Origin of the sequence: Micromonospora wenchangensis (assembly GCF_002210435.1) — a bacterium.
GTDB classification, from domain to species: domain Bacteria; phylum Actinomycetota; class Actinomycetes; order Mycobacteriales; family Micromonosporaceae; genus Micromonospora; species Micromonospora wenchangensis.
In genome coordinates, this window is record NZ_MZMV01000058.1 from 1 (window position 1) to 13,102 (window position 13,102).

11 protein-coding genes, 1 tRNA gene and 1 pseudogene are annotated in these 13,102 nt (G+C 74.1%); 7 read left to right on the plus strand and 6 right to left on the minus strand.

The genetic code is table 11. The annotated features are described in order from the left end of the window. Positions 1-194: 194 nt before the first annotated feature. The gene (locus tag B5D80_RS25930) at positions 195-1,142 is read right to left on the minus strand and encodes a ketopantoate reductase family protein (RefSeq protein WP_088646568.1); all 948 of its coding nucleotides are present in this window, start codon (positions 1,140-1,142) and stop codon (positions 195-197) included. Between the two features lie 84 nt (positions 1,143-1,226). Between B5D80_RS25930 and B5D80_RS25935 the strand changes: the two genes are divergently transcribed. Then, positions 1,227-1,796, plus strand: a complete 570-nt coding sequence (locus B5D80_RS25935) for a TetR/AcrR family transcriptional regulator (protein ID WP_088646569.1) — start codon at positions 1,227-1,229, stop codon at positions 1,794-1,796. Between the two features lie 194 nt (positions 1,797-1,990). On the opposite strand, the gene B5D80_RS25940 is transcribed toward B5D80_RS25935, so the two are convergent. Both B5D80_RS25940 and B5D80_RS25945 read right to left on the minus strand, forming a co-directional pair. Continuing rightward, positions 1,991-3,412, minus strand: a complete 1,422-nt coding sequence (locus B5D80_RS25940) for a hypothetical protein (RefSeq protein WP_088646570.1) — start codon at positions 3,410-3,412, stop codon at positions 1,991-1,993. Positions 3,413-3,622: 210 nt separating this feature from the next. Next, positions 3,623-3,695: transfer RNA gene (locus tag B5D80_RS25945), tRNA-Arg, on the minus strand. Between the two features lie 151 nt (positions 3,696-3,846). Between B5D80_RS25945 and B5D80_RS25950 the strand changes: the two genes are divergently transcribed. Beyond that, positions 3,847-4,590, plus strand: coding sequence for a hypothetical protein (locus B5D80_RS25950; RefSeq protein WP_088646571.1), 744 nt, complete (start codon positions 3,847-3,849; stop codon positions 4,588-4,590). 163 nt (positions 4,591-4,753) lie between these two features. Here the strand turns inward: B5D80_RS25950 and B5D80_RS25955 are convergent, their stop codons facing one another. Together B5D80_RS25955 and B5D80_RS25960 are read right to left on the minus strand one after the other, a co-directional pair. Further along, entirely contained in the window at positions 4,754-5,821 is a 1,068-nt protein-coding gene (locus tag B5D80_RS25955; RefSeq protein ID WP_169733111.1) for an alpha/beta hydrolase, read from the minus strand. A gap of 147 nt (positions 5,822-5,968) precedes the next feature. Then, the gene (locus tag B5D80_RS25960) at positions 5,969-6,391 is read right to left on the minus strand and encodes an HPF/RaiA family ribosome-associated protein (RefSeq protein ID WP_088646572.1); all 423 of its coding nucleotides are present in this window, start codon (positions 6,389-6,391) and stop codon (positions 5,969-5,971) included. A 369-nt stretch (positions 6,392-6,760) separates the two neighbouring features. On the opposite strand from B5D80_RS25960, the gene ssb reads away from it, so the two are divergent. The 3 genes from ssb (at position 6,761) to B5D80_RS25975 (ending at position 10,344) form a co-directional block, all read left to right on the plus strand. Further along, the gene (ssb, locus tag B5D80_RS25965) at positions 6,761-7,579 is read left to right on the plus strand and encodes a single-stranded DNA-binding protein (protein WP_088646573.1); all 819 of its coding nucleotides are present in this window, start codon (positions 6,761-6,763) and stop codon (positions 7,577-7,579) included. A 156-nt stretch (positions 7,580-7,735) separates the two neighbouring features. Then, positions 7,736-8,803 (plus strand): cobalamin biosynthesis protein, encoded by a 1,068-nt coding sequence (locus B5D80_RS25970; protein ID WP_088646574.1) that lies wholly within the window; start codon positions 7,736-7,738, stop codon positions 8,801-8,803. After that, a complete protein-coding gene (locus B5D80_RS25975; protein ID WP_088646575.1) occupies positions 8,800-10,344 on the plus strand; it encodes a cobyric acid synthase in 1,545 nt (514 codons plus the stop codon). The genes B5D80_RS25970 and B5D80_RS25975 overlap by 4 nt, the downstream gene beginning before the upstream one ends. Before the next feature lie 71 nt (positions 10,345-10,415). Here the strand turns inward: B5D80_RS25975 and B5D80_RS25980 are convergent, their stop codons facing one another. Then, positions 10,416-10,817, minus strand: a complete 402-nt coding sequence (locus tag B5D80_RS25980) for a rhodanese-like domain-containing protein (protein WP_088646576.1) — start codon at positions 10,815-10,817, stop codon at positions 10,416-10,418. Between B5D80_RS25980 and B5D80_RS25985 the strand changes: the two are divergent. Together B5D80_RS25985 and B5D80_RS25990 are read left to right on the plus strand one after the other, a co-directional pair. After that, positions 10,752-11,559: pseudogene (locus B5D80_RS25985) on the plus strand (uridine kinase family protein); the annotation flags it as partial. The gene B5D80_RS25980 and the pseudogene B5D80_RS25985 overlap by 66 nt on opposite strands. Before the next feature lie 129 nt (positions 11,560-11,688). Beyond that, a complete protein-coding gene (locus tag B5D80_RS25990) occupies positions 11,689-13,041 on the plus strand; it encodes a dipeptidase (protein ID WP_169733113.1) in 1,353 nt (450 codons plus the stop codon). The last annotated feature ends 61 nt before the right edge of the window (positions 13,042-13,102 follow it).

Here is a 13,102-nt window from a genome sequence, read left to right on the forward strand (position 1 = left end):
GCCGGGCGGGGGCGACGCCGAACATGCGGCGGGTGCCCCGGCCCGCGGGGGTGCCGCCGGCGGCCGGTGGACGGGGTGCGGCGGGTGCGTCGCCTGCGCGTCGGCCGGCGGGCGGTGAGCGGGGTGCGGCGGGTGCGTCGCCCGAGCGCCGGCCGGCGGGCGGACGGGGTGCGGCCGGCGGCGGGTGACGGGAGTCAGGGCGTCGTGGTGGCGGCGAAGTAGGGTTCGGCCGCCTCCAGCCGGGGGACCCGGATGCCCAGCCGGCGTGCCTCGGCCAGGGTGTCGCGGCAGACCGCGCGCAGCTCCTCGGGGTTGGCGTGGGCTGCCGTCACCCGGCGCATCGGTGGGAAGCGGTTGAGCAGCAGGGACATCGCCGGTGCCGCCAGCCAGACGGGTGCGGTGAAGGGGAACAGCTCGGCGCGGTGCCGCCGCAGGTCGACGCCGCGCGCCTCGACCAGCGGTAGCAGCTCGCGGGTGGCGAGGATCGCCTCGCGGAGGTCACCGGTGGTCAGGGCGGACAGTGTGCCCCGCCGCAGGCTCTGGGTGTGCAGGCCGGCGTTCTGGGCGAAGTGGACCGACAGCCAGCCCCGGAAGTCGTCGTTCTCCCGGACCCGGAACCCGGCCGCCCGGAACACCTCGCGCACGGCCTGTTCGCGCCCGGTCGGCGGCCGGTCGAGCGTGCCGAGGAAGACCACGGGCAGCAGGGACGCGCGCAGCACGCCGTCGTCGCCGAAACCGCCGCCGGCCCCGGGGAAGCCCCAGGCCAGCTGGTCGGCCGGGAGGTCGGCGGTCGCGGTCAGCGGCTCCACCCACAGGTTGTTGAAGACGAGCACCGTGGCCCCGCCCACCCGGGGACCGAGGAAGGCGGCCGCCTCGGCGAAGTTGTAGTGCTGCACGCTCAGCACGATCAGGTCGAAGTCGTGGTCCGGCTCCAACGATTCGCGGTAGCGCACCGGCCAGGTCCCGGCGACCCGCCGACCCCACGGCCGCCGCCGGGCGTCGAGCAGGTCGAGGTCGATCGCCTCCCCGTACGCCGCCGCCCGCCCCGGGCGGACGTAGAACTCCACGTGGTGGCCCGCCCGTTCCAGGGCCCACCCGTACGTCGCGCTGATCACGCCACGGCCGAACATCAAGATCTTCACGCGCACCTCGGGAGCTACAATTGGAGACCATCTCCACTTTCAAAATATGGAGACAGTCTCCACTTGTCAACGCGAGGCCCCCACATGACCGACGCCAAGCCGCTGCGCGCCGACGCCCGCCGCAACCGCGACGCCCTGCTCGCCAAGGCCCGCGAACTGTTCGCCGAGGGTCGCTACGACCTGCGCTTCGACGACTTCGCCAAGCTGGCCGGGGTCGGCACCGGCACGCTCTACCGGCACTTCCCCACCCGGGAAGCCCTGGCCGAGGCGGTCTACCGGGAAGAACTCGCCGCCATGTGCGACCGGGCCCGCGAGGCGCAGACCACCCTGTCCGCCGACGAGGCGCTGGAGTCGTTCCTGCGGGGATTCGTGGCCCACCTGCACGACCACGAGGGCCTCGCCCGGACCCTGTCCACGCTGATGGCCGCCCGCTCCGGCGCGCTCGCCGAAGGCGCCGAAGCCCTCGGCCGGGCCGTCACCGACCTGCTGGCCGCCGCCGTCCGGGCCGGGAAGATCCGCGACGACGTGGGGGCCGGCGCGGTCATGATGGCCCTCCAGGGCATCTGCGCGGCCTACGGCCACCCGGCCTACCGGCCCGACGCGGACGGTGTGATCACCCTCGTCCTCGCCGGCCTGCGTCTGCCGCAGCGGTGAACGGCCCGCGCCGGTGTGCCGCCCCGGCGGGTGGCGTCGGCCTGTCGTCGGGTTACGTGGCCGGCCGGCCGGACCGTCGGGTGTCGGTCCTGTGTCGTCGGCGGGCCATCGGGGCTCGTTGGCCGGCCGGAGGGGGAGCGGGCGGGCCGGGCGTGGTGCGGGCGGTCCTCGTCCGCCCGCACCACGCCGGTGGCTCAGGTGTCGTAGCGGCAGGTGCCGGCGGTGTTCGCCGTGCAGTCGTTGAGCTGGAGGCTGTCCAGGTTGATGGCCTGGTTGCCGGTGGTGGACTGCGCCGGCACGTTCACGGTGATCCGCACGCTGGCCGCGTTCGCCGGTGCGGTGGCCGTCGTCCGGTACTCCAGCCAGTTGCTGGCGAGCGTGTCGGTCGCTCCGGTGCTAGTCGACAACAGGGTGCCACCCGAGTTGTACCAGGCGAGCTGGAGCTGCGTGTTCACCGCCGTGCCACTGCGCAACCGGGTGAACAGCTTGTACGTCCGGCCGGCGGTGACCGTTGCCCGGTTCGTCAGCGAGATCGACGACGTGTTGGACGGCCCGGTGTAGGTGTTGAGCTGGACCGACCGGCGACCGTCGAAGTAGGTGCAGGAGTTCGTCGAGATGCCACAGGCGGGCGTCACCTGGTGCCAGCCGCCCGACGTGGTGAACGTCGACGTGCTGCTGCCCGGGGTGGCGGCCTCGACCGTACGCTGCTCGGCGGTGAGCAGGTCGTTGTTCGCGCCCACGTCGCAGCAGACCGGGGCGGTCAGCATCGGGTGGTTCGCCACGTTCACCTTCGCCGTCGACGGGCTCGGGTCGATGTAGAAGCTGGCCGACAGCTCACTCGGGTCGTAGTAGCTGCGGAACCCCGGATCGGTGTTCCAGTTGTCCCACCAGCCGTACATGATGTCCGGCACGTAGGAGGCCCCCGTCTCGGCCATCCAGGCGTGCCCCGCGCCGAGCACGTGCAGCAACTCGTGGCCGGCGACGCCTGTCGTCCACGACTCGGTCACCGCCGAGCAGTGCACGCCGCTGGAGTTACCGCCGGACGGACACTGGTAGGCGTCGGAGTTCGACGCGAAATCGGTGAACACCAGGTAGATCCGGTTGCTGTCCTGGTATCCGGCGGAAACCAGGTCACTGCGGACCGTGCTGGCGGGGGTGTTCGGGTTCGCCCCGGCGTCGATCTTCTCCGGCACGACCAGGGCGCGGGCGTAGCCGGCGTACGTGCTGGTGTCGTAGCCCGTACGGCAGCTGAAGTTGTAGTGCTGGTCGTAGTTGGTCGACTCGTCGAGCGCCCAGTCGATCCGGTCCACCACCTTGGCGATGTACTCGACGTTGGCCTCGTAGTTGTTGCCGACGCCGTCGTGCCAGGCGTAGATCACCTGGACGGCGGGGGTGGCGCCGGTCGGTGCGGCCGGGTTGGCGACGGTGGACTGGCAGCCGCGCTTGGGCACCGTGGGCATGCTCGGCTGCGCGTACGGCTGGGCCGGCTCGGTGCCGGGGCCCCAGGCCAGGGCGGCGGTCGGGGCGGAGAGCACCGCTAGGGCGGTGGCCAGGGTGGCGGCGGCGACGGCGGTCAGGGTGCGCGGCCGTCGGGTCCGGAACGGGGACCGGGGCAAGGATGCTCCTCGGTTGGTGGTGGACACCGTCGGTTGACGGTGCGTGTCCATCCAAACGAGCTGCGTGACATGGATCAATGTTGATGGACGGTGAAGAAGGTCATTCCCAGGTCCTGGATATACGCTTGCCCACCCGCCGGTAACCTGCCGTGAGCGATCCGTCACGTTTGGTGGGATGGGTTGGTGGACCGGTGTGGTGGTCGGCGTGGGTGCGCCCGGCAGGATTCGAACCTGCGGCCTTGGGATTAGAAGTCCCCTGCTCTATCCGCTGAGCTACGGGCGCGCGGCGTACGTGTCGCGCCAAGAGGGTACCGCCGACCCCCCGTCGTACGGCGGAACGGGTCGCATCCGGACACGCGTGATCAGCGTCCCACGGCACCCCCGATCCGGGCACCCCTCTTCCGTCCGGCGCGGCGGGCCGTACCCTCGGGTCCGTGCTGCTGGAACCCGACGCCGAAGACGAGGTCGCCTACGAGCTGTGCCAGCTCCTGGGCCGGGCCATCCTGCCGGTCGACACGGCCGGCGACCCGGGCACCGCCTTCTTCCTCGGCCATCCGGCAGGCGAGTTCCTGCTCACCGCTGACGTGGTCGCCGGGCGGGCGCAGCGGCTCGGCCTGCGGCCCAGTGTCACCGAGCCGGCCGGTGTGGCGGGTGCGTCGCTGCCGCTGGCGGATCTTCCGGCGGGCTGGAGTCGGGACGCGCGGCTCGGCGTGGCGGCCCTGCCCACCGGCGAGCTGCACGGGTACGCCGCCGGGCGGGGCTGGCGGTGGCGGGTGCAGCCGGTGCCCGCCGCGGTCGCCGTGACGGCGGACGATCTCGACGCGTTGGGTGCCGGGCCGGTCACCGCGATCGTGCTGGCGCTCGGCGTCGGCGACGACGGCAGCCGACCGTTGGAGGTCGCCGTCGAGCGGGCCGTCCGCGACGGCGACCGGCTGCGGATCGCCGCCGCGCTCCCCGCCGGCTACGTCGGAGCTCCCGTCTTCGGGGTACGTCCCGACGCCGCCGGGGAGGTCGGCCTGCGCTGCCTCGGCGTGCTCCTGCCCGCCGACGACGCGCCCAGCGACGAAGCGCCCAACCACGACACGCCCAACCACGACGCGCCCAGCAACGACGTGTCCGGAGGCGGACACCCGGTGGCGACGCTCGACCGCGTGCTCGCCGTCCTGCCCGCCTCCTGACGGTCCCTCCGCCTCCCGATCACCGCCGCCCTGCCTGCCCAGGCGGCTTGATCGACTCAAGGGTGGCGATGTGGCGGTGTCCCCGCCTGCCGATTACCGCTACATCGGCTCAGATGGGTCGAGCCCGAAGTCGAATGCCGCTACGTCGGCTCAGGTGAGTCGATCATGGGGAGTGGGCGGGGCGGGGCTGGGGCACGGTCCCGGCCGTCGGAGTGGAGGAGGCGGGAGGGGCCGGAGTGGAGGAGGCGGGATGGGGCGGCCCGGGGGAGGCGGGAGGCGTCGGGCCGGCACCGAGGAACGCTTCGGCCCACCGGCCGACCTCGGTGAAGACCCGCTCGCGTACGGCGGGGCCGGAGAGGACCAGGTCGTGCTTGCCGCCGTCGAAGCGGGCCACGGTCACGTGCCGGCCGAGCCGGGGCGCCCATCGGACCATGTGCTCCACGTCCAGCACCGCGTCGGCCAGGGCCGCCGAGTCCTGCCAGCGGGTGCCCCGGAAACTCCTCGTCGAGCAGGCCACCAGCACGGGGACGGGAATGTCCAGGCCGGCGCGGAGTTGCCGCTGGGCGGTGCGGATCGCGGCCAGCCAGCCCGCCCGGACGGGGAACCCGGCGAGCGGCTTCCAGGCCAGGTCGTACGTCCACTCGCCGCGATGGTCGGCGTGCAGGCTCTCGCCGTACACGGTGCCCAGGCCGAAGGGGAGGATGCGGTGCGGCGCGCGGCGGCCCAGCCGGGAGACGGCGGCCGCGAGGGGTCGACGGACCAGCCATGGGGCGTTGAGGTCGAAGAAGGGGCTGTTCAGGACGAGCCCGTCGACCGCTGCGGCGTCGCGGCGGGCGTGTGCCCACAGCGAGATGATCAGGCCGCCGGTGGAGTGGCCCATGGCGAGCAGGGTGTCGTGCCCGTCCTCGTCTTGGATGATCTTCGCGGCGGCGTCCAGCTCCGGGAAGTAGTCGCTCAGGTCGCGGCAGAAGTTCGGGGTCTGGTGGGGTAGCAGGCTGCGGCCGTACTTGCGCAGGTCGAGGGCGTAGAAGTCCCAGCCACGCTCGACGTAGAAGTCGGCCAGGTGGGTCTGGAAGAAGTAGTCGACGAAGCCGTGCACGTAGAGCACCGCCCGGCCGGTGGGGCGGTCGGCGCGCCGCCGGACCAGCGTCGCGACCACCGGACCCTCGTCGTCGGTGCCCAGGTCGATCGTCTGCCGCTCGTACGGCGGCCCCAGCACGTCCTGTTCCACGACCGCGACGCTACGCCCGCAGGCTACCGGGCGGTAGCCCCCCGGGGTGGCCGGCGTGGTGGACGGCGTCGGCGCGGGCCGTTCGGTGGCGGGCAGCCCCGCGCCGGGCCGTTCCCTCCGGTGGGAAGGGAACGGCCCGGTGGCCGGTCAGGCGGTCTCGGCGTCCACCCGGTCGAGGTTGCCGTCGGCGTCGAGCTCCGGCGCGGGGGTGGGCTGGGCCATCTCCCGGATGTGCTTGTTGTGCCGGGGCTCCTGCTTGGTCTTGGCGTCGTTGAGCTTGCGGCGCAGGTCGTCCCGGGCGTCGTTGAGGGCGGCCCGCAGGTCCTCCTCGCTCGACGTGGTGACGATCTTCTGCCGGCCAGCGATCCAGCACTCCAGGGTGACCTTCTGCCCGCGCGCCTCCCGGTCCTTGACCGACACCTCCAGCTCGGTGGCGTCGGCATGGAAGGCGGCCAGCCGGGCGTCCAGGGTGCCGAACTGCTCGACGATCCAGTTCCGGTCGCCCTGGGAGAAGCCCGCGCCCATCCGCAGGCACTCGGCCACGGTCGCCGGGTTCGCCACCGCGCTCATCGCCGCACCTCCCGCTCGGTGCGGACGGAGCCGGTCGTACGCAACGGGGTCCGAATCATCAGCGTTGCCTTTCTCGTCGGACGTCGTGCCTGGTGGTGCCTGGGTGATCAACTCTTTACCCAGCCGGGGTCGACCTCACTCCGGGTCCCGAGGGGTGGGGTCGGCCCTGCCCCCTGATCCTCACCCCGGCCGGTCGGGCCACCCAGGGCCTGATGGCCTAGCACACCGGGACCTTGATCAGGTGGTCGTCCACAGGCGCTCCGGTTGTCCACAGGACGAGGGTCGGGGCCTCGCGTCGCCGTGCCGTGCCGGCCAGGCTCGGTCCCGAGTCGACTCGCCATCACATCCACAGGCCCCTGGGAGGGGACGATGTTCGATACCTACGTCACGATCGTCGGCAACGTGCTGACCGCGCCGGAGTGGCGTCGTACGGCGCAGAGCAACACCCTGGTCGCCAACTTCAAGGTGGCCTCGACCGCCCGCCGCCTCAACCGGGACAGCGGCCGGTGGGTGGACGGCAACAGTCTGCGCGTCCGGGTCAACTGCTGGCGCAAGCTGGCCGAGGGAGTGGCCGCCTCGGTCATGGTCGGCGACCCGGTGGTGGTCGCGGGACGGCTCTACACCCGTGACTGGACCGACGACGCCGGCAACCACCGGGTGCTCTACGAGTTGGAGGCGGTCGCGGTCGGGCACGACCTGTCCCGGGGCCGCTCCCGCTTCCTGCGCAACCGGCCGAGCATGGCCACCAGCGCGGTGGAGGACGCGGCGGCGGCCCAGCGGGTGCACGGCGAGCCGACCGAGCCGGTGCCGGCCGACCAGGTGCCCGCCGGGCCGGACGACCGTCCGCTCGACGACGACTTCGACCTGTCCGGCTTCGGTCTCCCGCGCGCCGGCCATGACCTGTCCGGCAGCGGGTACGTCCCGCCGGCCGACCCGTTCGACGACGAACCCGACGACGACCCGGTCCCGCTGCCCGACGACCACCCGGCGATGCCGTCGGGCAGCGGGGACCGGCCGGGCGACGAGGGCGGTCCGGGCGGCGGGAACCGGGCGGCGGAGGAGGACGCTCCGGGCGACGAGGGGGCGGCCGGCGCGGAGGGCGGTGTCGTCCCGACCCCGGGCGAGGTGGCGCTCGGTCCGGCGGGCCGGAGCCGGCGTGGCCGGGGGCGGGTGCCGGTGCCGGCCTGAGATCGCCCATGGGTGCCCGCACCGGGTGTGGGCGCGCCCGGAACCCGTGCCGGGGAAGGGACACGGGTGCCGGTTCGTACGGACGGGGGCGGGGTGGCGACGGCGACGTGGTCACCCCGCCGTACGACTAGGCTGGCCGGCCGGAGGTGGTGACGGGTGGGGCGACGCACAGCGACGGCGGACACGGTCGGGCTGGTGGCCGGGTACGCGCTGGACAGCCTCCTCGGCGATCCTCGGCGTTGGCATCCGGTGGCCGGCTTCGGCCGGGCCGCAGGTGCCCTGGAACGGCGGGTCTACCGCGCCGACCGGCGGGCGGGAGCGTTGTTCACCGCCGTCGCGGTGGGCGGGCCGGTGCTGCTCGGGGCGGCGGTCAGCCGGGCCACCCGGCGGCACCCGGTGGCCCGCGCCCTGGCCGTGGCTGCCGGCACCTGGACGGTGCTCGGCGGGCGGACCCTGCGCCACGAGGCGACGGTGATGGGCTCGGCCCTGCGCGCCGGTGACCTGCCGGCGGCCCGGCACCGGCTCGGGCACCTCTGCGGTCGGGACCCGTCCCGGCTCGACGAGGGCGAGTTGGCCCGCGCCACCGTCGAGTCGGTCGCCGAGAACACCTCCGACGCGGTCGTCGCGCCGCTGGTCTGGGGTGCTCTGGCCGGGCTGCCCGGCCTGCTCGGCTACCGGGCGGCCAACACCCTCGACGCGATGGTCGGCCACCGTTCACCGCGCTACGCCCGGTTCGGCACCCCGGCCGCCCGGCTCGACGACCTGCTCAACCTGCTGCCGGCCCGACTGACCGGGCTGCTCACCGTGGCCGCCGCGCCCACCGTGCACGGCGACCGGGAGCGGGCCTGGCAGGTCTGGCGTCGGGACCGCAACGACCACCCCAGCCCCAACGCCGGGCAGTGCGAGGCGGCCATGGCCGGTGCGCTGGGCGTGCGGCTCGGCGGCCGCAACGTCTACTTCGGGCGGTCCGAGGTGCGACCGTTCCTCGGCGACGGCCCACGCCCCGAGGCGCGGCACCTCAAGCGGGCCGCCCGGCTCTCCGGCACGGTCGGGCTGGCCGCCCTCGCGCTGGCTGCGACCTGGCCGACGACCGGGGGTCGGCTGGTCGCCGCCGCCGGTGGCGCGCTGTGCGGTCGCCCGCTGCGTCGGCTCACCGGATGGTCGGTAGCGGCGGCCGGGCGTGGCCGGGCCGCCGGGGTCGGTGACCGGGGGCGTGGCCGGTGAGCGGCGGGCTGCTCGTCGCGGGGACCACCTCCGACGCGGGCAAGAGCGTGCTTACCGCCGGCATCTGCCGGTGGCTGCACCGGGCCGGCGTCGCCGTGGCCCCGTTCAAGGCGCAGAACATGTCCAACAACTCCGCCGTGGTGGTCGGCCCGGACGGGCGGGGCGGCGAGATCGGGCGCGCCCAGGCGATGCAGGCCGCCGCCTGCGGTCTCGTCCCCGACCTGCGGTTCAACCCGGTGCTGCTCAAGCCCGGCAGCGACCTGGCCAGTCAGGTGGTGCTGCTCGGCGAGGCCGTCGACACGGTCACCGCCGGCAACTTCCGGGCCCTGCGTCCGAAGCTCGCCGAGACGGCGTACGCGGCCCTGGCCGAGCTGCGGACGACGTACGACGTGGTGATCTGCGAGGGCGCGGGCAGCCCCGCCGAGATCAACCTGCGGGCCGGCGACTACGTCAACATGGGGCTCGCCCGGCACGCCGGTCTCCCCACGATCGTGGTCGGCGACATCGACCGGGGCGGCGTGTTCGCCTCGATGTTCGGCACGGTGGCCCTGCTCGACCCCGCCGACCAGGCGCTGGTCGCCGGCTTCGTGATCAACAAGTTCCGGGGTGATCTCGGGCTGCTCCGCCCCGGGCTCGACATGCTGCACCGGGTGACCGGCCGGCCCACCTACGGGGTGCTGCCCTGGCACCTCGACCTGTGGCTCGACGCGGAAGACTCGCTCGCCTACGGCCGGGTGCTCGGCCGGCCCGCCGCCCCGCACGGCACCGACTGGCTCGACATCGCCGTGGTCCGACTGCCCCGGATCAGCAACGCCACCGACGTGGAGGCCCTCGCCACCGAACCGGGTGTGCGGGTCCGGCTCACCGTCGAGCCCGCCGAGCTGGCCGCCGCCGACCTGGTCGTCCTGCCCGGCTCGAAGTCCACCGTCGCCGACCTGGCCTGGCTGCGGGAGACCGGGCTCGCCGACGCGGTCACCGCGCACGCCGCCGCCGGCCGGCCACTGCTGGGCATCTGCGGCGGCTTCCAGATGCTGGCGACGGCCATCCACGACCCGGTGGAGAGCCGCCGGGGCAGCGTCCCCGGGCTGGGCCTGCTCCCCATCGAGATCACCTTCGACCCGGTCAAGACCGTCCGTCCCGCCGTCGGCACCGCCGTGCCGGACGTCCCGGTACGCGGCTACGAGATCCACCACGGGTACGTCTCCACCGCCGACGCGGACCTGCCGCCGCTGCTGCACCACGCCGACGGCCGGCCCGAGGGTGCGCGGCTCGGCGCGGTGCACGGCACCCACTGGCACGGCGCGTTCGAATCCGACGAGTTCCGCCGCCGGTTCCTGACCGAGGTGGCCCGGTCGGCCGGTCGACACGGCTTCACCGTCGCACCGGGCACCAGTTTCGACGCCGCCCGCGAACGCTCCCTCGACCTGCTCGGCGACCTGGTCGAGGAGCACCTCGACACCGCCGCGCTGTGGCGGCTCATCGAGACCGGTGCCCCCGCCGACCTGCCGTTCATCCCACCCGGCGCACCACCCACGACCTGACCATCCGGCCAGCCCGGCCCCGGCCCGGTTCCGGGCCAGGCGGGTCGATCGGGCCGTCGTCGGGCCGGTCGTCAGCGGCGCACGTCGGCGGGCTGGTCGGACAGCGGCAACCCGGCCTCCAGCCACCCCTGCACGCCGCCGGTCATGTCGGTGGCGTTGCGCAGGCCCAACGCCTGCAGGCTCGCCGCCGCCAGACTGGAGCTGTAACCGTGCCGGCAGGCCACCACGATCTCCCGGTCGTAGCCGGTCGCCTCGGGGATGCGCCACTCGCTGGCCGGGTCCAGCCGCCACTCCAGCACCGTCCGGTCGATGACGATCGCGCCGGGCAGTTCCCCCTGTTCCCGGCGTTGCCCCTCGGTACGCGTGTCGACCAGCAGCGCACCCGCCCGTACCGCCTCGACCGTCTGGTGAGGACTCAACCGGCGCAGCCCGGCCCGGGCCTGTTCCAGCAGGGCGTCCACACCGGGACTCATCACGTCATTGAGCACGTCCAGATCATGCCCCGGCACCCACCGAGCCGCCCGACGAACCGGACTCCCCACGGCGGAACCAGGCTCACGGGGGACACCCACTAGCGTCACCGGTGTGACGGTGGCCCTGGTCGAGGCGTACGCGACGCTGGCCCGGCGGGTGCTCGCCGGGCCGGCGCGGTTGGGGCGTACCCGACTGGTGGCCGTCGACGGGCCCAGCGGCGCGGGCAAGAGCGCCTTCACCGCGCGCCTCGCGGACGCCCTGGCCGGCCTGCCCGACGGCGGACGGCCACCGGTGGTGCACACCGACGACCTGCTCGACGGCTGGGACGACCAGTTCACCTTCTGGACCCGGCTGGAGGAACGGGTGCTCACCCCGCTGCGGGACGGACGACCGGGTTCCTACCGGCGGTACAGCTGGGTGCGCCGGGCATTCCTGCCCCGTGAGGTGCCGGTGCCGGTCGCGCCGGTGCTGCTGCTGGAGGGGGTGAGCGCCGCGCGGGCGGCGATCCGCCCGGAGCTGACCCTGTCGGTGCAGGTCACCGCGCCGGAGCCGGTGCGGTTGCGACGCGCGCTGGACCGCGACGGCGCGCACCTGCTGGCGGAACTGCGGCGCTGGCACGCGGGTGAGGCGGCCCACTTCGCCGCCGACCGGACCGCCGACGCGGTCGACCTGGTGATCGACGGGGCACCGACCCTGCCGCACGACCGGGACCACTACTACGTCCGCCGCCCGGCACCCGCCGGTGCTCCCGGCCCGGCCGTCGGGCCGGCGGCTACGGCCGGTCGCCGGTCCGGCCCGACCGCGGGTTCCGGCTCGCCGGGTGGCTCACGGTAAGGCCGGCATACGATGCCGGTCATGACCTCACCGATCATGTCCGAGTCCGAGGTACGGGCCGCCGTCGCGCGGGAACTGCCCGGGGTCCGTGCCGACCTGGAACGTCTCGTCCGCATCCCCGGCATCGCGTTCGAGGGGTTCGACCACTCGCACGTCGAGCGCTCCGCCGAGGCGGTCGCCGAGTTGCTGCGCGGCTGCGGTCTCGACGTGCGGATCGTGCGGTCGGGCGGGCAGCCCGCCGTGATCGGGACGAAGCCCGCCCCGCCCGGCGCACCCACCGTGCTCATGTACGCCCACCACGACGTGCAGCCCGTCGGCGACCTGTCGCTGTGGGAGTCCGAGCCGTTCGAGCCGGTCGAGCGGGACGGCCGCCTCTACGGGCGCGGCGCGGCCGACGACAAGGCCGGCATCATGGCGCACGTCGCCGCCCTGCGCGCCTTCGGCGACCAGCTCCCGGTCGGCGTGGTGCTGTTCATCGAGGGCGAGGAGGAGTACGGCTCGGACTCGCTGGAGCGGCTGCTCACCGAGCACCGCGAGGAGATCGCCTCGGACGTCATCGTGATCGCCGACTCCACCAACTGGGACGTGGGCGTGCCGGCCCTGACCACCTCGCTGCGCGGCGTGGTCAACCTGTTCGTCGAGCTGCGCACCCTGGACCACGCGGTGCACAGCGGCATGTTCGGCGGTGCCGTGCCGGACGCGTTGACCGCGCTGGTCCGCCTGCTGGCGACCCTGCACGACGACGCCGGGGACGTGGCCGTCGAGGGCCTGACCGGCCGGGCGGGGGCCGAAGTCGACTACCCGGAGGACCGGTTCCGGGCCGAGGCCGGGCTGGTCGAGGGGGTCGCGCTGATCGGCACCGGCCGGATCACCGAGCGCCTGTGGACCCGACCGGCGGTGGCGGTGCTCGGCATCGACGCCCCGGCCACCGGCGAGGCGCCCAACGCGCTGGTTCCGGCGGCGAAGGCCAAGCTGAGCGTACGGCTGGCGCCGGGCGACGATCCCAAGCGGGCGTACGACGCGGTGCGTACCCACCTGGAGCGGCACGCGCCGTGGGGTGCCCGGGTGACGGTGACCCTGGAGCACGACGGCGACCCGTGTGTCATCGACGCGTCGGGGCCGATGTTCGACGCCGCCCGCGCCGCCTTCCGGGCCGCCTGGGACGGCACCGAGCCGGTGGACATCGGCGTCGGGGGTTCGATCCCGTTCATCGCCACCTTCCAGGAGATGTTCCCGCAGGCGGCGATCCTGGTGACCGGGGTGGAGGACCCGCATGCGCGGGCGCACGGCCCCAACGAGAGCCTGCACCTCGGCGAGTTCGCCCGGGTCTGCCTGGCCGAGGCGTTGCTGCTGGCGAACGTGGCCGGGCAGGGACGACAGGCGGGTTAGGGGCGACGGACCGGTTAGGGGCGACGGGCCGGTTAGGTCGCGGAACCATAACGTCGGGGTC

Coding starts and splice junctions, on each gene's coding strand:
- ssb (WP_088646573.1), top strand. CDS start 6,761: ATGTTCGATACCTACGTCACGATCGTCGGCAACGTGCTGACCGCGCCG.
- B5D80_RS25960 (WP_088646572.1), bottom strand. CDS start 6,391: ATGAGCGCGGTGGCGAACCCGGCGACCGTGGCCGAGTGCCTGCGGATG.
- B5D80_RS25980 (WP_088646576.1), bottom strand. CDS start 10,817: ATGAGTCCCGGTGTGGACGCCCTGCTGGAACAGGCCCGGGCCGGGCTG.
- B5D80_RS25935 (WP_088646569.1), top strand. CDS start 1,227: ATGACCGACGCCAAGCCGCTGCGCGCCGACGCCCGCCGCAACCGCGAC.
- B5D80_RS25990 (WP_169733113.1), top strand. CDS start 11,689: ATGTCCGAGTCCGAGGTACGGGCCGCCGTCGCGCGGGAACTGCCCGGG.